The 24,672-nt window shown below is 40.8% G+C and carries 19 protein-coding genes; 8 read left to right on the plus strand and 11 right to left on the minus strand.

Translation table 11 applies throughout. The features are described 5' to 3' along the window. Positions 1-644 precede the first annotated feature (644 nt). The 3 genes from IIC38_03300 (at position 645) to IIC38_03310 (ending at position 5,789) form a co-directional block, all read left to right on the plus strand. Positions 645-3,938: a glycosyl hydrolase gene (locus IIC38_03300; protein ID MCH8124974.1), complete on the plus strand. Its 3,294-nt coding sequence runs from the start codon at positions 645-647 to the stop codon at positions 3,936-3,938. 469 nt (positions 3,939-4,407) lie between these two features. Then, positions 4,408-4,677, plus strand: a complete 270-nt coding sequence (locus IIC38_03305; protein MCH8124975.1) for a hypothetical protein — start codon at positions 4,408-4,410, stop codon at positions 4,675-4,677. A gap of 98 nt (positions 4,678-4,775) precedes the next feature. Continuing rightward, complete coding sequence (locus tag IIC38_03310) at positions 4,776-5,789, plus strand: PD40 domain-containing protein (protein ID MCH8124976.1); 1,014 nt, start codon at positions 4,776-4,778, stop codon at positions 5,787-5,789. A 56-nt stretch (positions 5,790-5,845) separates the two neighbouring features. Here the strand turns inward: IIC38_03310 and IIC38_03315 are convergent, their stop codons facing one another. Then, positions 5,846-8,506 carry a TonB-dependent receptor gene (locus IIC38_03315; GenBank protein ID MCH8124977.1) on the minus strand — a complete coding sequence of 887 codons (2,661 nt, stop codon included), beginning with the start codon at positions 8,504-8,506 and terminating at the stop codon, positions 5,846-5,848. Positions 8,507-8,771: 265 nt separating this feature from the next. Here IIC38_03315 and IIC38_03320 point away from each other — a divergent pair, with 265 nt between their 5' ends. From IIC38_03320 to IIC38_03335, 4 genes are all read left to right on the plus strand, one after another. Next, positions 8,772-9,014, plus strand: a complete 243-nt coding sequence (locus IIC38_03320) for a GlsB/YeaQ/YmgE family stress response membrane protein (GenBank protein MCH8124978.1) — start codon at positions 8,772-8,774, stop codon at positions 9,012-9,014. Between the two features lie 76 nt (positions 9,015-9,090). After that, positions 9,091-10,464, plus strand: coding sequence for an amidohydrolase family protein (locus tag IIC38_03325; GenBank protein MCH8124979.1), 1,374 nt, complete (start codon positions 9,091-9,093; stop codon positions 10,462-10,464). Between the two features lie 14 nt (positions 10,465-10,478). Beyond that, complete coding sequence (locus IIC38_03330) at positions 10,479-10,907, plus strand: HIT family protein (protein ID MCH8124980.1); 429 nt, start codon at positions 10,479-10,481, stop codon at positions 10,905-10,907. Positions 10,908-10,959: 52 nt separating this feature from the next. Then, on the plus strand, positions 10,960-13,203 hold the full coding sequence (locus tag IIC38_03335; protein MCH8124981.1) for a M28 family peptidase: 2,244 nt from the start codon (positions 10,960-10,962) through the stop codon (positions 13,201-13,203). A gap of 52 nt (positions 13,204-13,255) precedes the next feature. On the opposite strand, the gene IIC38_03340 is transcribed toward IIC38_03335, so the two are convergent. The 3 genes from IIC38_03340 to IIC38_03350 form a co-directional block, all read right to left on the minus strand. Further along, positions 13,256-14,224 (minus strand): hypothetical protein, encoded by a 969-nt coding sequence (locus IIC38_03340; GenBank protein MCH8124982.1) that lies wholly within the window; start codon positions 14,222-14,224, stop codon positions 13,256-13,258. A gap of 138 nt (positions 14,225-14,362) precedes the next feature. Beyond that, the gene (gene serA / locus IIC38_03345; protein MCH8124983.1) at positions 14,363-15,607 is read right to left on the minus strand and encodes a phosphoglycerate dehydrogenase; all 1,245 of its coding nucleotides are present in this window, start codon (positions 15,605-15,607) and stop codon (positions 14,363-14,365) included. Then, on the minus strand, positions 15,604-16,260 hold the full coding sequence (locus IIC38_03350) for an HAD-IB family phosphatase (protein MCH8124984.1): 657 nt from the start codon (positions 16,258-16,260) through the stop codon (positions 15,604-15,606). The genes serA and IIC38_03350 overlap by 4 nt, the downstream gene beginning before the upstream one ends. A gap of 138 nt (positions 16,261-16,398) precedes the next feature. Between IIC38_03350 and IIC38_03355 the strand changes: the two genes are divergently transcribed. Further along, positions 16,399-17,067 carry a class I SAM-dependent methyltransferase gene (locus IIC38_03355; protein MCH8124985.1) on the plus strand — a complete coding sequence of 223 codons (669 nt, stop codon included), beginning with the start codon at positions 16,399-16,401 and terminating at the stop codon, positions 17,065-17,067. 520 nt (positions 17,068-17,587) lie between these two features. Here the strand turns inward: IIC38_03355 and IIC38_03360 are convergent. The 7 genes from IIC38_03360 to IIC38_03390 form a co-directional block, all read right to left on the minus strand. Continuing rightward, complete coding sequence (locus tag IIC38_03360; protein MCH8124986.1) at positions 17,588-18,271, minus strand: nucleotidyl transferase AbiEii/AbiGii toxin family protein; 684 nt, start codon at positions 18,269-18,271, stop codon at positions 17,588-17,590. Next, on the minus strand, positions 18,259-18,846 hold the full coding sequence (locus IIC38_03365) for a hypothetical protein (protein ID MCH8124987.1): 588 nt from the start codon (positions 18,844-18,846) through the stop codon (positions 18,259-18,261). Before IIC38_03365 ends, IIC38_03360 begins: the two co-directional genes overlap by 13 nt. A gap of 359 nt (positions 18,847-19,205) precedes the next feature. Continuing rightward, on the minus strand, positions 19,206-19,385 hold the full coding sequence (locus IIC38_03370; GenBank protein MCH8124988.1) for a hypothetical protein: 180 nt from the start codon (positions 19,383-19,385) through the stop codon (positions 19,206-19,208). A gap of 196 nt (positions 19,386-19,581) precedes the next feature. Beyond that, complete coding sequence (gene hydA, locus IIC38_03375) at positions 19,582-20,940, minus strand: dihydropyrimidinase (GenBank protein MCH8124989.1); 1,359 nt, start codon at positions 20,938-20,940, stop codon at positions 19,582-19,584. Between the two features lie 52 nt (positions 20,941-20,992). Continuing rightward, positions 20,993-21,973 (minus strand): ornithine carbamoyltransferase, encoded by a 981-nt coding sequence (locus IIC38_03380; protein MCH8124990.1) that lies wholly within the window; start codon positions 21,971-21,973, stop codon positions 20,993-20,995. Then, a complete protein-coding gene (locus tag IIC38_03385; GenBank protein ID MCH8124991.1) occupies positions 21,970-23,178 on the minus strand; it encodes a YgeY family selenium metabolism-linked hydrolase in 1,209 nt (402 codons plus the stop codon). The genes IIC38_03380 and IIC38_03385 overlap by 4 nt, the downstream gene beginning before the upstream one ends. A gap of 344 nt (positions 23,179-23,522) precedes the next feature. After that, positions 23,523-24,575, minus strand: a complete 1,053-nt coding sequence (locus IIC38_03390; GenBank protein ID MCH8124992.1) for a PLP-dependent cysteine synthase family protein — start codon at positions 24,573-24,575, stop codon at positions 23,523-23,525. Between the last annotated feature and the right edge of the window lie 97 nt (positions 24,576-24,672).

The raw sequence follows: 24,672 nt of genomic DNA on the forward strand, positions 1-24,672 counted from the left end.
TCTTCCGTTCATGCAGCAAAGGTGTTGGGCAAAAACACATCTCGAACCATTCGACAACACCAGGCGTAGTAAGCTTTGCTCGTTTCATTGAATCGACCATCTCTTGCCCATCTGGACGTTGGTTAGCTTGGTGTCCTCGGCTTTGTAAACAACGGATATCCACTTCTGCGATATTGCATAGTACTAGTTGATAAGTCCAAAATCAAGGAATTTCTTGACGTTGGTTGGATATTTGAATGGATGATTTCTCAGATTGTGGATATAGTTCCGAATGTAGTCGCCAAGTTTGGAGAAGGATTTTGTTTACCAGTGAGATAAGATGGAGATTTATCAACATGTTGAAGTTCTCTCTTAAGTCCCGTTATTTTTAAGAAATCGTGCATTTTTTATCTCACAGGGTAAAGTGCGATATGGTTTTGCCGATCATAATTTATTTTTCTACCTAAGCCATAATCGCATACAGTAGAACACTTAGGTTTACTCAATCGATGTAAAGTTTCTGATGTGAAGTTTCTGTAGTGTTCCAATAACTTCTCTTTAGGTTGATACTAAAATAATCCTTGATTTGTATTTTAACCTTGTGCATTTTCAATTTGGTCACTTTAATTCAATCTAATCAAATATTTAAAACGGAGGAAGATGTCATGAAAAAAGGATTCACAATTTTTTGGCTCTTTGCCCTAGTTGCGTTAGTACTAGCCAGTCCGCAAAAGGACGACAAAAAGGGGGAAAAAGATCCAGGGGAAATAAGCAGCAAGACTTTTTCCGGTCTTAAATGGCGTTCCATCGGACCAGCGCTTACTTCCGGTCGAATCGGTGATATTGCCGTACATCCCCAAAATAAGAGTATCTATTTTGCAGCCGTATCTTCCGGCGGGGTATGGAAAACTGAAAACTCCGGCACAACCTGGAAATCGGTATTCGACAAACAGGGTTCTTATTCCATAGGCTGTGTGACTATCGATCAAAACGATCCGCTGGTTGTTTGGGTTGGTTCTGGCGAGAACAACAGCCAGCGCAGTGTTTCGTACGGCGATGGCGTTTACAAATCTGTCGATGGTGGTAAAAGCTGGAAAAACATGGGATTGAAAGATTCCCAGCATATCGGCAAAATTGTGGTCGATCCCAGAAATTCGAACACGGTTTTCGTCGCCGCCCAGGGACCGCTGTGGAACGCCGGTGGCGATCGCGGTCTCTATAAAACCATCGATGGCGGAAAGACCTGGAAAAAAGTGTTGGACATTAGCGAGAATACCGGCGTTACGGATTTGGTTTACGACCCCCGCAACCCGGATGTCATGTATGCCGCATCCTACCAACGGCGTCGCCGGGTCTGGACCCTGATCGATGGCGGTCCGGAATCTGCGATTTACAAATCCGAAGATGGCGGTGAATCCTGGAATAAACTCAGCAAAGGATTGCCAAAAGGAGATGTTGGCCGAATTGGATTGGCAATCTCCCCTGCCGATCCCAATGTGCTTTATGCCATCATTGAGGCCTCGGGAAAAAGCGGTGGGTTTTTTCGCTCCAATGATCGCGGCGCCAACTGGAAAAAACAAAGCAGCTATGTTAGCGGCAGTCCGCAATATTACCAGGAAATTGTTTGCGACCCCAAAGAAGTCAATCGTGTATATTCTCTGGATACATACAATATGGTTACCGATGACGGTGGCAAGAACTTTCGCAGGCTTGGTGAAAAATCCAAGCATGTAGATAATCATGCCATGTGGATCGATCCGGACAATACCGATTATCTTTTGGTTGGCTGCGATGGCGGTATCTATGAAAGTTTCGATCGTGGCGCTAACTGGCATTTTAAAGCCAATTTGCCGGTCACCCAATTTTACAGGGTTACCGTAGACAACGATTTTCCTTTTTACAATGTTTATGGCGGCACGCAAGACAATTATTCTTTGGGCGGCCCGTCACAAACCACCAATGTCCATGGCATTACCAACGGCGATTGGTTTGTCACTCGCGGTGGGGATGGCTTCGAAACCCAAATCGATCCTAAAGATCCCAATATTATTTATTCCCAGAGTCAATACGGCGGACTGGTGCGGTTTGATAAAAGGAGCGGAGAACGAATAAATATTGTTCCGCAGCCAGGCAAAGGTGAACCTGCCCTGCGTTGGAACTGGAATTCCCCACTCCTGATCAGCCCCCACCTGAATACCCGGGTGTATTTTGCATCGAATGTTTTATACCGCACCGATGATCGCGGCAATTCCTGGCGAGCAGTCAGCCCGGATTTGAGCCGCCAAATTGACCGCAATCAACTTACCATTATGGGTAAAGTTCAACGTTCCGGTGCCGTGGCGAAGAATACGTCCACTTCACATTACGGATCAATCGTTTCATTATCTGAATCAACAATTCAGGAAGGCTTGATCTATGCCGGCACAGATGATGGCTTGATCCAGGTTACGGAAGACGGCGGTCAAAATTGGCGTAAAATCGATAAATTCCCCGGTATCCCGGAGATGATTTATGTGAGTGATATCGAAGCGTCGTTGCACGATGTGAACACGGTTTATGCCAGCTTCGATAATCATAAAATCGGTGATTTCAAACCCTACATCCTGGTCAGCAATAACAAAGGGAAATCATGGCGGTCCATCAGCAGTAACCTGCCTGAACGGGGTTCGGTGCATACTATCGCAGAAGATCATGTAAAATCGAATTTGTTGTTTGTGGGTACGGAGTTCAGTGTTTATGTAACTGTAAATGGCGGCGGGGATTGGCATCAATTAAAAAGTGGGTTACCACCGATTGCAGTGAGAGATCTGGATATCCAGAGACGGGAAAATGACCTAATAGCAGGTACTTTTGGTCGCGGATTTTACATCCTCGACAACTACCAGCCATTACGTGATATCACTCCTGACTTGTTAAAACAAAACGCAACCCTTTTTCCGGTGAAAGATCCCTGGATGTATATGCAGGATTCTCCGCTTGGCGGCCGGGGTAAATCTTTCCAGGGCGAGTCCTATTACACCGCGTCCAACCCTCCTTTTGGGGCCATTTTTACTTATTATTTAAAAGAGGGCCTAAAGACCCAAAAACAGAAACGCCAGGACATGGAGAAAAAAACAGAGAAAGATGGCGGCGCACCTCCTTATCCGACCAGAGATCAATTCAGGCAGGAACGGCGGGAAGAGAAACCAACGATTATTCTGACAGTTCGAGATCAGGATGGTAATATTGTACGACGAATAACCGGAGCTACCGGTTCAGGCATTCATCGAGTTGCGTGGGATTTGCGTTATCCAGCCGCCAATCCTACCAGCCTTGGGTCAGGAGAATCACGTGGATTTGGCAGACGTGCATCCGGTCCAATGGGTTTACCGGGTACCTACGAAGTCGCATTATCTAAAATGGTCGATGGTGAAGAAACTCCCCTGGGCACTCCACAATCATTCATCACCAAGTCCCTGGGAACGGCAACCCTTGCCGCTGCTGATAAAAAAGAGTTGCTGGCATTTCAGAAGAAAACAGCACGATTGCAGCGAGCAGTGCTCGGCGCTGGCCGGGCAGCACGAGAAGCGCAGACACGAATCAATCATTTAAAAAAAGCGTTCATGGATACGCCTGGCGCTGATTTAAAACTGGGTAAAGACATTCGGACATTGGAGAACCGCTTAAAAGATCTTCTCCTCGATCTTTCAGGAGATCCGGTAAACCGGGACCTTCAAGTACCTTCTCCCCCATCCATTAACAACAGGGTTCAAGGCATTGTTCGCACCCAATGGTCCTCTTCATCAGCGCCGACACAAACCAGCCAGGATGCTTACAATATTGCCGCAGAGGAGTTTACAATTTTTCTCGGAGCCTTGCGGACCCTGATTGAAGTCGACCTTAAAAATATTGAACAGAATTTAGAGGATGCGGGTGCACCCTGGACCCCTGGCAGGATTCCCAGGTGGACCATAGAGTAAAATCGAACATTATGATTGATGCCATCGCTGCAAGTGATGGCATCAATTTTAGTAAAAAGGTGTCATTTCTGTAGGTCTTTGCAAGGAACCTTGAAAGGCACCAAATCGTGTAGATACCGATTAACGACAGGCTGTCCGAGAACAGGTTTTGTCACTCCTGCATGCTGCCCACTAAACTTGTGCTCGTACGCCTCTAACGGGTAAGAATACAGGCACAAGTTTAAGTAGTAGTCATTTTGTGTTTAGCAAATGCAAACAGACCCCCGATAAAATCATTCGGGGGTGACATTTTTGGGGTATCGGACAGCCTGAAAGATTTCGAGAATTATATTTGTGATGTTTGGCTTGATTCTCTAACCTCTCAGGTTTTTAAAACCTGAGAGGTTTATTCTATTTCCATTCAAACCTTCCAACAAATCCAATCATTTAATATTAAGAAAGTGTCAAAAACTTCAATCAGAAAATCATTTTGGAACTACAAATAGAAACCCATTCAAATGCCAACAATCTTGCCGACCTGGTCCAAAATTCTCGCGTACCATCTCATGTGCATTATAATGTTTCCGGCCCAGGTTATCCCAATCAAAATTTTGAGTTAAGATTCGCTGGTGATCCCTACCTGGCAAAAAGGATCGTTGCAAGAGATAAACGGCAAGATCGTTTTAACTCAATTAAAGAAATCATAAAAGGCAATGATGGCATATGGCGTTGTAATTTCGACATTAAGTTAGAAAAATGAAATAAACCCACACAAACTCATTATCTTTTGAATTATAGGGGATTTATTCGTTTACTTTCTTTTCATGTTTTCGATGTTTTATACTGAAGGTAAAATTTATGCATCCAAATAAATTCCGAAAAGTCACTTTTTTCATACTGGGAAGTGTATTCCTGGTTACCGCCATAACTGTCTTGGTTGGTCGCTTTTTGATAGATGCCGGCTGGGATTCCGGCCCTTCCTGGTCACCAGATAGTAATAAGATCGCTTATGCGATGGACAACGATGGAGACTTCGCAATCTATGTCATGAATACCGATGGCAGCGGGCAAATCCAATTAACCCAAAATGATGCTCAAGACCATTATCCTTCCTGGTCTCCAGATGACAGCAAAATTGTTTTTATTTCTGACAGAGACGGCAATTGGGAAATTTATAGCATGAATCCGGATGGCAGCGGCCAGGTAAACTTAACCCGGGACCCCGGTGATGATATTATGCACTTTTCACCCTGGTCTCCGGATGGCCGAAAAATCGTTTTCTGGTCAAACCGTGATGACAATTATGAAATCTATAGCATGGATGTTGATGGCTCGAACCTTGCCCGGTTAACCAACGATTCCAATGATGAGTTTTATGCCCAATTTTCTCCACACGGAAGCCAACTATTATTTACGACAAACCGGGATGGTTTTGCCAATCAAGAGATTTATTTGATGAATCTCGATGGTTCCGATCAAACGAATCTGACGAAATCTGCCGGCAATGACAACAATGGATTTTGGTCACCGGATGGTTCCAAAATTGTATTTCAGGCAGATCGGGACGGGAATATAGAGATTTATGTTATGAATGCCGACGGTAGTGATCAAATAAATATTTCACAAAATTCTGACAATGATATCAACCCGAGATGGTCTCCGGATGGTTCAAAAATTGCGTTTACTTCGATTAGTGAGGATCAACAGGACATTTATATTGTGAGTATAAATGGGTTAGAATCCTATAAATTATCCAGCCTTGAAGGGGATAAATATGATCCTGCCTGGTCTCCGGATGGCACAAAAATAACATTTAAATATAGATTTGAAGATATTGTCGTCATTCGTGTCGCTTTCAGCGTGCCTCAATAAATAAATTATAGTTTGCATTGAAGACAGATCAACTTGAAGACCCTATTACTCATAGGCTAAAATGAAACATTAATTCCTAATGAAGGAATAAATGGATACATATAAACCGGTTGCCTGAAAAGCACTGGCTTTGGATTGTGCAATGCTGATGGTAGATTTTCAAAAAGATCTTCAAACCGGGTGATATAACGATACTGAAATACATTCTTTCGGTTATACACATTAATCAGATCCAGGTAAATTTCCCAGGAACCGGTCTTCAGTTTGGCTCCATAAGAAATTCTCAAATCAAGCCGGTGATAATCCGGCAAGTTAGCAGAATTGACATTGTCGATAGACTCGAAGATTGGGATAAACCGGGCGAAACCGGTCTCAGGATCTGTTAAGACAAAATTAATAATTTCGTTTGGATCAAATGGATTCGTAGCTTTTCCTACCAAAGGGGATAATTTACTCGGCGGTGTGTACGGAAATCCGGAGCCATAGCGCCAGGTAAGTCCGATTTGCAAACTGTTTCCGATTCTTCGGTTCATTACAACATTCACTGCGTGTTTACGATTGAAATCAAATGGGAATTCGATTCTTTTGCCATCTAATAATTGCTCCCTCTTAGAATCTGAGTATGAATAGGATATCCAGCCATTCCATGGATCAGATGCTCGAATTGTTTTTTTCTCGAGTAAGAATTCTAAGCCATAGGCTTTCCCTTTTGCATCATTAACAGGAGTAGTACTGGGCGAAAAAACAGTTTCTTCAACGATGGCATATGAATTCCCGTATGCAGGTGAACCGGATAAATAGTGTGGCAAAAATACGGTAATTTCTTCCGGTTTTTGCCTGATCAATCCCGAAAAATCTTTGAAATAGCTTTCAACTCTTAATCGCCACTGATCGCTTATAGTATGATTCAAACTAAGTAAATAATGGCTGCTTTTTTCTGGCTCCAAGCCATTTAGACTATCAAACCGATTGAGTGCAACTAACTCTCCAATATCCAGCATTTTTTCGAATCCCGGGCTTTGATAAAATATTCCCCAAGCTGCAGTCGCTTTTGTTTTTCTATCCAATTGATATGAAATACTGAACCGGGGTGATAAAAATCCATTATCCAAAAGTCCGAAATGATCATACCGTAAACCCGGTTGAACCAATAATTTCCCATTAAATTGTGTCCACCGGTCTTGCAAATAGGAATGCCAGCGATCATAAGAATTATCCTGCACAACATTATTTGCAATAGCCCCAATCCAATTGGGAGCAGATTCCAACGCATCGAATAAAAATCGGCCAAAATCATTCAACTCCAGTTCCGAAGAAAATGAATTTTCCAATAAATCAACACCCATTCCTAATTGTACTTGGTGATTCCCATATTCTATCCTGTTAGACATACCGAAGGAATATCGATTGAAATTGAAATCCTGGTTGTATTTTAAAGAAATCGTATCTCCTGTTCCAAAGACAGGTGGCGGTGGAAAAAATGAATCTATCCTTTTCTCTTCCTCTTCGGGAACAAACTCTTCGGCAAAATCGGCTGTACCATTCGTTCGGTACCAATTCGCAAACAGATTTAATTGATATTTGGAAGACTGTGAATAAATCCATTTACCGCCAAAAAGAGCATTTTTAGTTTTATCTTTATTACTTGGGCTATCGGGGGTTGATTCTTGTTCGCCTAGCTCTTCTCGTCTCAACCAGTCTTTTGTATCCTGGCTATATAGGCCAACAAACTCAACCCGGTGGTTTTTGGCAGGTTGAAGAAATATTTTGCCCTGTAGATCTTCGAACTTGGGAAACGCCACATCGTTCACGATTCCAATTTCCTGCACAAATGATTCGGAGAAAAGATCGTAATAAGATTTCCGCCCGGAAACGATCCAGCCTCCATCAAAAATACCGGTCTTTCCTTCGAATAAAAGATTTGCTGTCGATAGATTTACCCCGACTTCAGCACCAAGCTTTTTGGTTGCCGAGCCATTTCTTAGTGTAACATTTAATACTGAAGACAACCGATCACCAAAAATTGCCGGGAATGCCCCGGTGTATAGCTGAATGTCTTCAACAATGCTTGGATTAAATAAACTTGCAATTCCGGTTTTCCGATAGGGATTATAAAGTTCGATGCCTTCAAATAAGAAAAGGTTCTGATCCGTTGTACCGCCGCGTACGATAATTTGCGTGGAAAAATCGCTTGTTGCCACAACTCCCGGGAGCGCCTGTAACCCTCGCAAAACATCCTCTAATGCTCCTGGCATTACCTCAATAGCGCGCGGACTTATTTCAATTTCCGCAGGTCTGAGTGTTAACTCCGGTATACGGTTACGTTTCGCCTCCACAATAACTTCAGGCGTACCTATTACTGTCGCATCCAATTTAGCATCTACCCTCTCAACTTTGCCATCACGAATACGAATTTCTTTCTTAAATTCTTTGTAACCGATTAACCGAACTATCAAGGTATGTTTTCCGGTGGGAATTCTCATGATCAAATAGTGACCCCTTCGATCGGAAACATCCCCCAGGGTTGTACCTTCTATCGTTACATTCACGTCTGCTAATCTCTCGCCAGTTTGGCGATTTGTTATTCTTCCCTCAATCGCACCCCACGTTTCTTGTGAAAAACTTAAAGAGGATGAAAGAAAAAGGATTACAACAGAAAATAGAAAGATTAACGCCAGATAAGATATTTTTTTCTCTTTATTGAATTTATTACACATAAGACTTCCCTCCCACGTAAAGTTTTATAATCAAGTTAACCTATTTTGATATGAATCATGTCATGGTTCAATTACACAGTTTAAGATTTTTTAGGAAAAAGTCAATTAGAAAACAAGTAATTGTTAATTTTGAGAGTTTGTATGACTTGAAACATATATATTATTCAATACTCTGAAATTTGAAGCTTGCTATTCAAATAATTGTTTTGCATATTGGTCGCATAATTCACTATAAAAAACAAAGAAATTCTACGTTGGAGGAAAAATGAGTCTTATACTATTCTTGATAGTTGGATTAGCTGCCGGATGGTTAGCCGGTGTTGTTATGAAAGGCAAAGGCTTTGGGATGTTGGGTAACATGATTGTAGGAACCATAGGAGCATTTTTAGGTTGGTTATTGTTCAAATTTATTGGATTGCTTGTATACGGATTGATCGGTACCTTAATCATGGCGTTCGTTGGTGTAGTCGTTTTGCTTTTCATCATAAGATTGGTCAAAAAAGCTTGAAGTAAAAATCAAAATAAACCCGGTCCCTGGCTATCATTCTTTTACAAGAACTTTTGGTTAAAGTGGAGTGCATGCGATGTTTAAACGAATGATTTATTTCTATACGATATCAATTATTTTGGGTGTTGGTGTGTTAATCACAACTGCAAATCTAGGAGCAAAACAAAGCAAAACTGAAAATAAAATTGCTTTTGTCAACGTCAATGTGATCCCGATGGATGCAGAGCGCGTCCTAAATAATCAAACTGTAGTCGTTCATTTTGATCGTATTATCGAGTTAGGTCCAAGTCATTCGGTTAAAGTTCCGGATAATGCTTTGCAAATTGACGGAAGTGGAAAATTCCTATTGCCGGGTCTGGCTGAAATGCATGGTCATTTACCAGGAATTAGAGCCTCTGATGAAGATATCGAAAAAGTTCTTTTTCTTTATGCCGCAAATGGGGTAACTACTGTGAGAGGGATGTTGGGGCAACCCAATCAATTAGAGCTAAAAACCAAAACCAATAGTGGGAAGTTATTTGCACCTACTCTTTATTTAGCCGGTCCAAGCTTTAATAATCGCACTGTAGAATCTTCGGAACAGGGTGCACAACGGGTTCGAGATCAAAAGGCCGAAGGTTGGGATTTACTCAAAATTCATCCGGGTCTAACCCTCGATCAGTACGACGCAATTGCCACTACTGCCGCTGAAGTCGGCATTCGTTTTGGCGGTCATGTTCCAGCGGATGTTGGTTTGCTGCATGCGATACAAATGGGACAGGAAACCTTCGACCACCTGGATGGTTTTATCCAATTTCTTGACGCGTTTGACAAACCAATCGAAAATGCGCGTTTACAACATATCGTTCAACTTACAAAAAGTGCAAATGCCTGGGTGGTTCCTACGCTTGTGCTCTGGCGGATAGGCATCATCGGTTTAGAAGATGCAGAAGATTTGAGCAAACTTGCAGAATTGAAATATTGGCCACAGGAATCTCGACCTGGAGTGGAAGGCGTAAAAAGCTGGGGCACTCGCCAGGGTCGTGCGGCCGAACGCAGAAAGGAAAATCCTTCCCGTGCAGAACAATGGGATAAAAATCGCAGGACACTTTTGAAGGCGTTAAATGATGGCGGCGTTGGTATTTTGATGGGCACCGATTCACCGCAAATTTTTAGTGTGCCAGGATTTTCACTGCATAATGAAATGGCGGCGATGTCTGAATCTGGATTAACACCTTATGAGATTTTGAAATCCGGCACCAAAAATGTAGGCGATTATTTCCAGCGTTATGATTCGTTCGGAACCATAGCTGTTGGCAAGCGAGCAGATTTAATACTTGTTAATGAAAATCCATTAGACAATATTGCCAATGTCAAAAAACGGGTTGGTGTTATGATTCGTGGACGATGGATGTCGGAAGTCGATATTCAAAAGAGATTACAAGCAATTGCTTCATCCTGGGGTAACTAAATACCGATCTTTCTATGTCTCAGTGTACATTTTGTGATATCGTAAAAGGTGAAATCAATGCAGCCTTCGTCTACGAAGACGATACATCCGTAGCATTTCTAGACCACAGGCCGTTATTTCCAGGACACATTCTGCTAGCACCGAGGTCTCATTACGTTACTTTGCCAGACTTACCAACCGCTCTTGTACCTGAGTTTTTCGTGGCTGCCCAGCTTCTTTCCAGGGCGGTTCAATTAGCGATGAAATCACAGGGAACATTTGTAGCGATGAACAATACTGTTAGCCAGAGCGTTCCTCATCTTCATGTTCATATTGTACCAAGAACCAAAGGCGATGGTCTGAAAGGATTCTTCTGGCCTCGAACTACATACAAAGAAGTCGACCATATTATACAAGTACAGGAATCCATTCGGGCTGAAGTTAGGAACTTGATAAAGGAATAAGAAAAAAGTAATTCTAATTATTTATCCGGAGGTCATCATGGACTTAAGAAAAATGATTTTGCTATTTGTTACGATGATTTTTTTTACTTCACCTACTTTGTCACAATCCGACAAACCATTGTTAGGATTTACGGCAGATCAATCCAAAGCTCAACGCCAACTCGAAGCTAAATTCGATGCCAATTTAAAAAGTGACAATCTACGCAATTGGATGAAGCAATTATCAGCCCACCCTCATCATGTAGGTTCTCCACACGGTAAACGTAATGCTGAAATGATTGCATCGTTGTTTGAATCCTGGGGTTATGAAACAGAGATTGAAGTTTTCCATGTCCTCTTCCCTACCCCAAAACTCCGACTTTTAGAAATGATAGAACCCACCCATTATAAAGCTGCTTTGTTCGAACCCGAACTGAAAGAAGATGCTACATCCGGACAGGTTGATGAGCAATTGCCGAGCTATAATGCTTATTCTCCGGACGGTGATATTACCGGAGAATTGGTTTATGTCAATTATGGCATTACTGCAGATTATGAGGAATTGGAACGGTTCGGCATCGACGTGAAAGGCAAAATTGTGATTGCCCGCTATGGCGGTTCCTGGCGTGGGATTAAACCCAAAGTGGCCGCTGAAAAAGGCGCTATCGGTTGCATTTTGTATTCGGATCCGATAAATGATGGTTATTACCAGGGCGATGTTTATCCGAAAGGCTCCTTCAAAAATGAACATGGAGTCCAGCGAGGTTCTGTGGAAGATATGCCCCTTTACCCGGGGGACCCCTTAACTCCCGGTATTGGCGCCACAAAAAACGCCAAACGCCTGGAACGAAAAAACGCACCTAACCTGGTTAAAATACCGGTTCTTCCCATTTCCTACAGTGATGCTTTACCGCTTTTGAAAGCTATGGAGGGACCTGTAGCTCCATCAAATTGGCGTGGAGCGCTGCCTATTACTTACCACATTGGTCCAGGACCGGCAAAAGTGCACCTTAAGCTCGAATTCAATTGGAATATCGAACCTGCTTATGATGTCATTGCCAGGATCATGGGTAGTGAGCTTCCGGATGAGTGGATCATTCGCGGCAATCACCACGATGCCTGGGTCAATGGCGCCGATGATCCAACCAGCGGTATGGTTGCCATGCTGGAAGAAGCCAGGGGAGTAGCAAGTCTCGTTAAGTCCGGCTGGAAACCAAAACGAACCATCATCTATTGCGCCTGGGATGCGGAAGAACCTGGCTTGTTGGGTTCAACCGAATGGGTGGAACATCATGCTAGTGAACTCAAGGAAAAAGCGGTTGTCTATATTAACACAGATTCCTATGGACGCGGATTTCTTTTTATGAGTGGTTCCCATACTCTGGAGAAATTTATTAACCAGGTCGCTCGTGATGTGGAGGATCCACAAAAAGGCATCAGCGTATTGAAACGCGCTCGTGCACTAAGAATTATGAGGGGTAGTGCAGAATCACGTCGTGAAGCAAAAAATAGAGCCGACTTGCGTATCGGCGCATTGGGTTCTGGCTCTGACTATACACCTTTCCTGCAGCATTTAGGGATCGCGTCATTGAATCTCGGTTATGGCGGTGAAAACCGTGGTGGTGAATATCATTCCATCTACGATTCTTTCGACCACTACATCCGTTTTGGCGACCCAAAATTCGAATATGGAATCGCCCTTGCCAAAACAGCCGGCCGCGCTGTTCTCCGCCTGGCAAACGCAGATATTCTGCCGTTTGATTTTCAGAATTTTACAGATACCATTTCAAATTATATCAAAGAAGTGAGCGAGCTTGCTGATAAACTACGTGACGATACCGAGCGCGAAAATTCAATGATCACCGATGGCATTTACAAAGCTGTTTATGATCCCACAAAACAATATGTCATGCCGGATAAAAAGGACGCCGTCCCCTATTTTAATTTTGCACCCCTGCAAAATGCTCTTTCTAATCTAAAAACAAAGGCTGACAACTTCGAGCAAGTTTTAAAGGATATGATGGATTCAGGGAATTCTTTGAGCTTAAATCAGCAAAAAGAATTAGGAAAAATCCTTTATCAAACTGAACGAACTCTTACAAGAAAAGAAGGATTGCCGCGAAGATCCTGGTTTAAGCACCACATCTATGCACCGGGTTTTTATACCGGCTATGGCGTTAAAACCTTACCTGGAGTTCGTGAAGCCATTGAGCAAAGGAACTGGCAAGAGGTTGAAGAACAGATCCCTATTGTTGCTGAGGTTTTAACTAATTTTGCAGAGCAGATTGTAGCTGCAACAGAGATAATGAAGAAATAAAACTAATACCGATGCCTTCGCTCCTTACGATGGCATCGGTAATAAATTACATTTACGGCATCATCAAATTCATGAATGGCACTTTTTTATAATCGCTAAATCCGACAAATACCTCCTTATTAATATTTTTCCGGATCACTGATGCCATATCTTCAATTTTCAAATTCGTGTTCCCATACATATTGAAACGAAGGGTTTTCTTAACAACCGGGATTGAATCCGGAAATTCATCGCTTAAATCATCGTCATCTTTTTTAGAACCCATACTAAACATTTGATCGAAACCATCAGCAATTTCATGATATAATTTCGTAAGCTCCGGCAGGGATTTAGTATTCCAGAGAGAGATGGTTTTATCTCCTTCGGTAATCCAGTACTCAACGGATGCGAACCCATTGATTTTCGCTTTATTTCCGGTCTCTTTGATTTTTCTATCTGATTTTTTAGCGCCCATCATTCCCGCACCTGGCAAAGTAAAACCACTTTCTTGCGCTTTCTTGTAGGCTTCCATGGCTGCTTTTCGTTTATCCGCAGGCAGGTTTTTAAATATTTCTTCCATATTTATATTTGGCATTCCAGCCGGCGATTTCATTCCACCCATCATTTTATTGCGCATTTCCTCCATCTTCTTTTTGTTGGTTGTGGCTTTTTGTTTGCGATCGTGCCTGGAAAATGTGACGTCGCCGGTTTTCCGGTTAAACACGATACTCATATTTTGCCCTTCTGAGTTTATATCCATCCTGGCATAATCACCCTGAACTCGTAACGTGGTTTTATCCAATCCCGTGGAAAATTTATTCTCTTTCGCATAAGTGAGTAATTCTTTCAAACTCGTCCCTAAAAACAGCTTTTTCAACTTCTCCGGTTCTTGGACATTTTTATCGGATGCATATGCCATCAGGAAGTCTCGATCAAATTCATGCTGATTGATCTGGATTTCCCAACCTTCTTGTGCAAATAGGTTGGATGATAAAACGAATAAGAAAATGAGAAATAAGTATAATTTTTTGCTGTTTTTCATGATGGTCTCCCGTTTTGGATTATTGGAAATGAATTGTAAATTGTATATGTGAAAATCGCTTGAATGTATAATTATTTTAGAATGATTGACAACTTATTCTTTGAATTTTTTTTAATCTTAGCAAATTTTTTCGTTTGGCTAATATAACATTCGAGTTCGAATAGTGCCGTCGATTTCGGTTATCTCTTGCCTTAATAATTTTAGGTGACGCTTTGAAACCATAGGGTCTATGTCAAGAACGACATAGCCAATCGAATTATTTGTTTCCAAATATTGCGCATGGATATTGATGCCCTTCTCCGCTACCTTCTCATTAATCTCTTTCAAGATTCCCGGTTTGTTTTCATGAATATGTAAGATTCGATGGGCGTTTTCATTGGGCGGTAACTTGACGCCCGGAAAATTAACAGCCCCTTCTGTGGCGCCCCGGTCGCTGAATAAAACAAGCTTATTCGCTACCTCTATTCCTATATTCTTCTGGGCTTCCATGGTTGATCCACCAATATGGGGAGTTAAAATCACATTATGCAAACCAATTAACGGACTCTCAAATTTTTCCGTTTGTGAGCCAGGTTCTTTTGGAAAAACATCAATGGCGGCGCCTTGAAGTTGCTTCTTTTTTAGACTTTCAGCCAATGAATCCAAATCAACAATACTGCCCCTGCTTGCATTAATCAGGCAAGCACTTCTTTTCATTTTTTTGATTCGATCCCGATTCATCAAATTCCGGCTGGTATCATTTTCAGAGACATGGATGGTAACGATATCCGAAGTGGATAACAACTGGTCAATTGAATCTACCTGTTTTGCATTACCGAGTGGGAGTTTGATTTGAATATCATAATAGAATACTTGCATTCCCATGGATTCGGCCAGTACAGAAACCTGCGAGCCTATATGACCATAGCCAATGATTCCCATGGTCTTGCCGCGAACCTCGGAACTTTGTTTCATGGTTTTTTGCCATTCGTGATTATGGGCAGCAAAACTTTTGGGAAAGATTTCGCGCAAAAGCATAATTGTTAATCCAATCACTAATTCTGCAACTGAGCGAGTATTAGAATGCGGCGCATTGAAAACCGGAATACCTTTACGCGCGGCGTCTTCCAAATCAACTTGGTCCGTCCCAATACAAAAACAGCCGATTGCAATTAATTTGGGCAATTGCTGCAAAATCTTTGTTGATATTTGCGTCCGGGAACGAATCCCAAGGATATGGGTATCTTTGTATTTTTCTACCCATTCATCTGGCTCCGGTGAATGGGTAAACCTCTCTATTTTATAATAATTATAATTTTCGAAAGTGGTTACTGCCGAAGGATGGATCCCCTCCAGAAGAGTTATTTTGATCTTCTCTTTACTCAATGATAAAGTGTTTTTCATGCCCACTGCTCCAAAAGTTTCACCAATTCTTTCACATTGCCGGCAACGTTGGCAGATCTAATCATTAATTCACTTCGCCGCACATGTTGAGTGAACAGAATAAAATGATCGACCAAACCATACTCAAATAGAGCTAAATCAGTACTTCCGTCTCCAATGGCTATTTTCGGTTTCGGCCAATTTTTTGAAACGGATTTGATTCCCTCAACTTTTGACTGGCTAAATTTGTCATCATCATCTATCTCTTTAAAATTACCCTGTGAATCCCATATTAATTGAACCGCATGTATATTATCAGGAGATATATTTAGCACCTCTGCTACTGGGAAAATTGCCTCTTTGAATCCGCCGCTTACAATATGAATATCAACATTCTTCTTGTGCAAATCTTGGATTAATTCTTGCATTCCTACAGTAATATACTTCTCTGCTTGTCTGCCAAATCGTACGACATCCGATTTGGATAAAGAAATGTATTCCAATCGTCGTTGTAAAGATTCAATAAAACTAATCTGGCCATCCATGCCCATTTGGGTGATTTTGCTTATTTTTTCAATAGTCTTTGACTCATTACCTAACTTTGTTTTTATGATCTCTTCAAGACTTTCGCATGAAATCAATGTGGAGTCAAAATCAAAAAATATAGTACACATAGTTCAACCTAATCGATGAGTTTCAATTTTGAATGATAAATTAGTTTCTTTTCCTCCCAAATACAAACAAGTTTGTCTTGACATTTTAATCAACATCTGTATGTTTAGATAAATAACTAAAAATCAGGATTTATGGAAATGAAAAGAACCCCTGAACCAGAATTAATGACAGACGACGTGCAAGCGCAAGCTTATGCCGAAGCCGACTTTGAAGACCCACACAGACGTTTTATCGAACAGTTCATAAAACAATTTGGCGCTGAAGATAACAAAGGTTATGTCCTGGATCTTGGCTGTGGACCTGGAGATATTTCGTTTCGATTTGCCAAAACATTCCCAAAGTGTATCGTGCACGGTGTTGACGGCTCAGAAGCTATGCTGCGTTACGGCCATGAAATATTATCAAAGAAATATGATATCCAGGAGCGTGTAAAGTTGATCCATGGATTGCTCCCCGGTGCTACTCTTCCAAGAGATCAGTATGATATTATTATCAGCAACAGTATATTACATCATCTTAAAAATCCTCAAGATCTTTGGACAACGATTAAATCTTATGCCGATAGGAGTACACCCATTTTCATCATGGATCTCATAAGACCTGCCAATGAACAAATTGCCAGGAACCTGGTAGAGAAATATGCAAGAGAAGAGTCCTGGATTCTTAAGTTAGATTATTTCAATTCATTTCTTGCAGCTTATGAAATTGATGAGATTAAGGACCAGTTAAAAGAAGCTAATTTGGATTTTCTATCTGTTTATCAGGCAACCGATCGCCATGTTATAGTTTCTGGTTTGTATGGATAATTTCATGACGTTGCAAAAAAAATACTTTAACTAATCTGGATGTTCATTTTTTGACAGGATAAACAGGGTTATCAGTATAAAAATCCAGTATAATTTGTTAACCCTGCCAAAAAAGAAAAAGCGTCTACCAAAAAGTTTATCCAAAAAGCAAAGCCGTATTTTCGAAATTAGCGCAGCGGTTTCCACAACCCCAACCAGTGTGGGAGACCGTTTCTTTTATCTCCAACACTGTCCAAGGCTATCCGAGAACCGGCTTTTTCACTTACTATATGCTACCCAATAAACTTGTGCCCACATGATTTTAGCAGGTAAGAACGCGGACACAAGTTTAATCCGGAGTCCAGTCTGATGCTTGCTAAAATAGCAAGATTCCCGATAAACTTGTACCCGCATGTTTTTAGCGGGTAAACATTCGGGAATGACATTTTTTTTGTACTCAGACAGCTTGCTATTAAGATTAGGTTTGTGAATAATCCAGGTAAGTCAATAGATCTCTCTAAATGACAAATGTTCTAGATTTCTAGGTTGGATTCGCCCCAAACTCTATAAGTTTCTCTTTAATAGCTAACTTCAATATTTTAAAATTCTCACTTACATAAAACTTTCGTTGTTCACCCTCTAGTATTAACCCAAGTTTTGAAGTGGTATCCGTTTTTATAAATTTATGAATTTCCAAAAGCATCCCTTCTAGTAACTTTTTATCATTGGGTATAGGAATGCCTTTTTTCAGCAAAAATTCGATATCAAAAGCATCGCGAATTTCGTTGCGATCTATCAAAGCGGCAACTTTAGCCCGCATCATTTCAGGCAGTGAAGCTACCCTTAGCAGGATTTGCCGATTCGAATGAGCGCTATATGCAATCGCTTCCTCAGTATCTCTATTTTTTAATTCTCTCCTGATTTCGATCTTGAGATTCCTGGGATAATGGGAAGATCGAACTTCAAAAAGCAGTGTACATTTCTTTAAATCGGCATCCTTTACCTGGTATATTTTCTGTAAGAAAATGTTCATCTCAGCGAATCGGCGATCAAAATCTATATCCTTAATTGTCCAAAAATCCAAATCTACCGAATATCGGTTAAGCCCAAAACAAAGACGAAGCATGGTTCCGCCGGTAAATACGAAACCATTCAAAAGTTTCCGGTTCGTTAAATTTTCCAAAACCTCAAGCTCAAATTGTTCCTGCTTAATTAAATCCCGCATAATCTCCGGACAACCTTTTTTGTTTTTTCCGGAAAAACTGCGATCAGCTTATTCACCCTTTCCATATCAAGCTTTGCTAAATCTATTGCGGTTAGATCCAGCTTATATTTTCCGAAAGAAAATAAATAAATAGAATCCACAAAAGCTTTTTCTTTGGTGGCCATGAAGATATTATTTTTCTTTTTAAAATCAAAATAGTAGGAATTTTTAAGTTTCATAAAGTTAAAGGTAACGCCATCGACCTCATAAGAAACCGTCCTCTTGAGACAAACGCTTTCAAAAAACCCCTGGGGAACCTGGGTGGTAACTTCATAAAAAGAGAGCGCCGATAAAAGGGAGAAATAGGAGGGAACTTGCAGAAAGTTACCGATCCGGTAAAAGTCTTCGCGTGTGTAGCTCTCCCAACGATTGGCTAAAACATAGAAATTATTTTTCAGTCGAATAAAGATACCTTTATTAACATACCGACTTAAAAGAACATGGGCCGATTTAGTCTGTATTTGAAAAAGGCCGGCCACATCCTCTGAACGGAAAAATAATTTCTTTTCAAGAGCTTTTAGTTTAATGAGGTCCATAACTATTATTACTAAGCATATATTCTTAACAAATATGATAAGTATATGTTCTTAGTGTAGTTTTGTCAAGGAATAATAGCGAGGATTAAAGTTGAGGGAAGGTAATGGATGGCCCTTTGATCATGCGCTCAAGGCCCGCGAGAAACTTAGTCCGTTTCCCACAAACAATTTCCTTCCTTCTTTAAAATACTTGATCAGGAGTGCCTATCACCTCCCACTCTTCATAAGGATATCAATTTGTATTACTATGTAATTTCGATGTACTTATCACAATCTCATAATGTAAATCGAAAATGATTAGTTTATCGTCTGATTTCTTTAAATTACATTAATAGACAGTAAATTATCCAAAAATCAGATTATTGCGAATCTAATGAATGTTTTTGCTCAAGATTCTTTTCCTGGGTTACAAACACAATCCGCCCATTTTCCCAAATCGGAATTTTATAATTGTTCTTTCTTGCATCTTCATAAACTTTTGCGTCGGCACGCTTCAATGCCTTTAGGCCTAATTTTGCGTAACTGCTTTTTTTCTTCATTTTCCTACGATTCGTTGAGAATTTAAAAACCGACTTTCTAAGTTACAAAATTATTTTCATTGATGAAATAAAATTAAATAAGGATGGATAAAAAGAAGCAGCTTCGCTCGAAAAAAGTCGGTTTTTGCTGGAAAGCAAACCTCTCAGGTTTTAAAAACCTGAGAGGTTTAATCTTTTCATATCTTTTCTGTCAGTTCTAGCATGATAAATATTTCCCCGTTAAATTTGTTGTTGTTATTTCTTCATCTCTCACAATCTCCTGCCCTCTTAAAAAAACATGACTAGGAGCGCCTGTAACCTCCCATCCTTCATAAGGCGACCAATCTGTATTACTGTGCAATGTGGAAGCACTCAAAGTTGTTTCCTTCAGTGGATCAAAAATAACCAGATCTGCATCCGATCCTTCGCGAATACAACCCTTCTGCGGATATAATTTAAATGTTCGAGCAGGATTCTCACACAATACTTCTATTAGTTTATTGATCGTCAACCGTTTTTTTCGTACACCTTCACTATATAATAAAGTTAATAATGTCTCCACGCCTGGCAGACCATTAGGAGTCGTATGAAATTTTCCCAACCCACTATATTTTTGTTCCCGAGTAAAAGGGCAATGGTCTGTTCCGACTGTACTGATCCATCCTTTTTGTATGCCTTGCCAGAGATAATCACAATCACTTTTTTCACGGAAAGGAGGACTGGCAATAAAACAATGGCCTTCTTCTCCTTCATAAATATCACGATTAAAAAGCAAGTACTGTGGACAGGTTTCTGCAATTATGGTAAGTCCTTTTTTCTGAGCTTGATGAATAAGCTGCAATGCTCCGCCCGAAGTTAAGTGCACAATGTATAACGTAACTCCTGTAGCTTCCGCTAAAAAAATCCCTCGATGCACAGCTTCGATCTCGCTTTCAACTGGCCTGCTATTGGGGTAATTTTTAGCTGTTTCTTTGCCCGCACTGATTAACCGATCGGTCACAAAATCAATAAGATCACCGTTCTCAGCGTGGAGCATTGCAATCGCATCCAATGCTGCTGCTTTTGCATAAACTTGCAAGAGTTGATCATCTCGCAACATCATCCCTGCCTGTTTGTAAGCCATAAATGTCTTAAAGCTGCAAACCCCCATATCTAAAACGGATTCCATTTCACTGGTAGTTGTCTCTGTAAAATCCGTTACATTACAATGGAATGTGTAATCGACATAAGATTTGCCTTCGGCTAATTTCATCCTCTCTCGAAGCGAATCAGGTAATGATTGGCCTTTTTTCTGAACCGTAAAATCTATGATTGTAGTCACGCCTCCAAATGCTGCAGCTATGGAACCCGATTCAAAATCATCCGAAGACCAGGTGCCCATAATTGGAATACCCATGTGGGTGTGAGCATCAATTATGCCAGGAAGAATATATTTTCCTTGGGCATCAATAACGCGATCGTAATCTCCAGTATAACAATCAATGATCTCTTTAATTTTTTCATCCTCAATCAATATTTCTGAGTAATAACTCTTTTGTGGAGTGACAATGTTTCCGTTTTTGATCAGGGTTTTCATATTCCCAAATACACATTTACTGTCATGCCTAGTTATAAAAAATATCCCGGAATCACATGGTCAAAGCCATAATTGCCTTGCATGTATGTAATCGGTTTTCGGCTTCCTGGTATATAACAGAATGCGACCCATCGATTACCTCATCAGTTACTTCATTGCCTCGATCTGCTGGCAAACAATGCATGTAAATAGCATCATCCCTTGCTATCGATATTCTTCTATCATCACAAATCCAATTGCGGTATTTTTTAGATATTTCTAACGCCTTTTCAGGTTTATGGAAGAGAGATTCAATTCCCCAGCTTTTCGGGTATACAATATCAGCGTTTTCGAATGCTGCATCCATATTGTCGACGATTTCAAATTTAACCCCGGACTTTTCAGCATTTTCCTGTGCCTGTTTTAAAGTCGAATCCATTAGTTTAAATTCAGGTGGATGTGCTAAAGTTACATCAAGTCCAAAGCGTGTCATGAGCATTATCAAGCCTTGTGGAACTGACATGGGCTTGGCATAACTGGGTGCATAAGCCCAGGATATTGCAATTTTTCTGCCTCGTAGATTATTGCCAAATCTCTCCCTGATCGTCATTAAATCAGCCAGTGTTTGAAAAGGATGGTCAATATCACACTGCATATTTAGTACGGGTTTTTCTGCCCATTGGGCGACTTCACGCATAAATACATTACCTTCACCAGGCACCAAATCATGACGAATTGCAATACCGTGTCCATAACTTGACATAATAATGCCAGTATCTTTTGGACTTTCCCCATGGGCAATTTGTGATGTTTCTGAATCAATAAAGTGAGCGTGACCCCCAAGCTGGGTTAAACCTGCTTCGAACGAATTTCTGGTTCGGGTAGATTTGTCAAAAAAGAGCATAAAGAGCGTCTTGTCCGATAATAATTTATGCGGTTCGCCCTTTCGGAATTTTTCCTTCAATTCAATTGCTGTTTCAAGAGCAATTTCTATTTCTTCTTTAGTCCAATCCTGTGTTGAGATAAAATCTTTGCCCCGTAATTCTTCTGTCATTCTAACTCTTCCTTTTCATTTTTAAAGTGTTGTGGGAAAGCAGTATAAAATGCGATTGCTTTGTGTAAATGATCCACTGGAACCTGGTCTTGTGGTGAATGGGCGTAAATTTCATTTCCCGGCCCAAAGCCGATCGTTGGAATTTCAAGCATTCCCATTGTTGCCACACCATTTGTACTAAAATTCCATTTATCGACAATTGGATGATCACCAAAAACCTGCTGGTACGCTTTCACCCCGGATTGAATTGCATAATGATCTTCCTCGATGACCCAGGTTGGAAAATATTTTTTTGTCGGATATTTTAAACCGGTATAACTGGGCGTATCGTAAACCGGGACTATGACTTCGGCCTCAGCTTGTTGAACACTCGGTAAGGACTTTATTTCGTTTAGTGCAGATTCGAGGGTTTCTCCTGCTGTAAGTCTCCTGTCAATGTGGATAGTAGCGCCATCTGCTACCGCGTTTAATGAAGGAGACGTAGATCGAATCTGAGAGATTGTTATAGTGCCTTTGCCAAGAAATTCATCCTGTTTTAATCGATGGTTTAATTGTTCGACATCGGCAATAATAGGCGCCATCTTGTAGATGGCATTCACTCCCCTTTCCGGCATGGCGCCATGAGACGAAATTCCTTTTGTGACCACCTGAATGTCCATGCGGCCACGCTGACCGCGATGTATATTTAAATTGGTTGGTTCGGCAATCACCACACAATCCGGGCGTAATTTATCTTCTTTAGCGATATACTGCCAGCACAAACCATCGCAATCTTCTTCCATCACGGTTCCAGTTATATATAAAGAAATGCCATCAGTTAGTCCCAATTTTTTGATCAATCCTCCAGCATAAACAATCGATGCTAGTGCACCTTTCATATCACCAGCACCACGGCCATAAACAATCCTGTTTTTAATCACACCCTTGAAAGGATCGGTTTCCCACAGCGATAGATTGCCCACATCCACCGTGTCTACGTGAGCATCCAGAGCAATCTTTATTGGACCATTGCCAACCCGTCCCAAAATATTGCCCATAGGATCGATTGTTATATCATCGTACTCTAACTTTTCCATTTCTTGATTGATACGCTGAATCACATTTTTTTCTTCACTACACATGGATTTTATGGCTATTAGCTCTAGGAGAAAGTTCAGACAATCTTGTTCAAGTTCTTTTGCTAATTTCAGAAAATCATAATTCATAAATATTCCAATAAATAATAATTCTTTAACCGTTGATTAATCTCGAAATTCATAAGTATCGTTACTGTCATCCAGGAGGGACCTATTTGGCCCTTTATTCTATACTCACTTATGAGCCTTTTCGATCATATCTAACAAGATCCCGTCATGCAGGCTGTCGGGATGACAACTAAGTATGATTTATGTATAAAACTGGAATTTATGAATTAACCAAGTTTTAATTAATTTTCAAATCACATATTTTCAAAATTCAAAACTAAATTTCAGCTAATTTACAGTTTAAAACGTCGAATACTTGTTTTTGTGATTATTCAAATTTTGTATTGTGATCTTTGGTTATTTTTTTATCCAATCAATTCCCATGTATGCTGGTATTTATCTAACTCAGTTATGGTATAATCATCCATAGGATGTTCACGTTCAGGAATTTCAACTTCTTTTACCTCGCCACACAGCTCGGTTGAGAAATAGCGCTGACCTGTATCATTAATCATTGTGACTATAGTTTCCATCTCGGGATGTTTTTTCGCTAGTTTCATGGCTGCCGCAATATTACTTCCTGAGGAAATGCCGCAAAATACGCCTTCAGAACGTGATAGCCTGCGAGCCATTTCCATTGCTTCTTCTGTTGTGGTTGTTATTATTCCATTTAGGATACCGACATTTAAATTTTTTGGAATGAAGCCATCGCCAATTCCTTCGATTCCATGCGGGCCCCACTCTCTCTTCGATAACAAGGGACACTCGGCAGGTTCAATAGCAAATAATTGTACGGCAGGATTACGTTCGCGAAAATATTTTCCGACACCCGAAATCGTGCCGCCAGTCCCTTGGGTTGCAATAAATGCATCAAATTCACCGCTCGTTTGTTGCCAGATTTCAGGGCCAGTTGTGAGATAATGTGCATCTATGTTATTAGGATTATCAAATTGAGCCGGTACCCAATATTTTTGTGGATCCTGGCTTCGGACCTCCTCCAATTTAGCTAAAGCAAGGTCAACATCACTTTCTCCGCCAGGTGTTTCAATGACTTCTGCTCCATAAGCACGATCTAACTTTTTGCGTTCTTCGGACATTCCTGACGGCATTATGATGATGCATGGATAGCCTTTTACCGCAGATACAAAAGAACAGCCAATTCCGGCATTACCTGTGGAGCATTCAAGAACGGTCATTCCTGGTTTCAGTTCTCCCCTTTCTTCCGCTTTTTCGAACATGTGATAATAAATACGATCTTTCAAACTCCCACTCGGACTAAACCATTCCAATTTTACCAGAATAGTGGTGTTGATATTTTCCTGTTGCGGAATTCGATTCAGTTTAAGAAGGGGTGTCTGACCTATTGTTTCGAATATATTATTTGCTATTTTCTGATTTCGTGACCAATCTCCAGACATATCTTCTCCGTTTCTAATTTAATCCGTACATCTTATTCAAATACGAAGAACATAAAGGACACTAATAAAAGTCTAAAGAAAAACTTTGTTTTCTTCG

It is taken from the genome of candidate division KSB1 bacterium (genome assembly GCA_022566355.1).
Lineage (GTDB): Bacteria > Zhuqueibacterota > JdFR-76 > JdFR-76 > DREG01 > JADFJB01.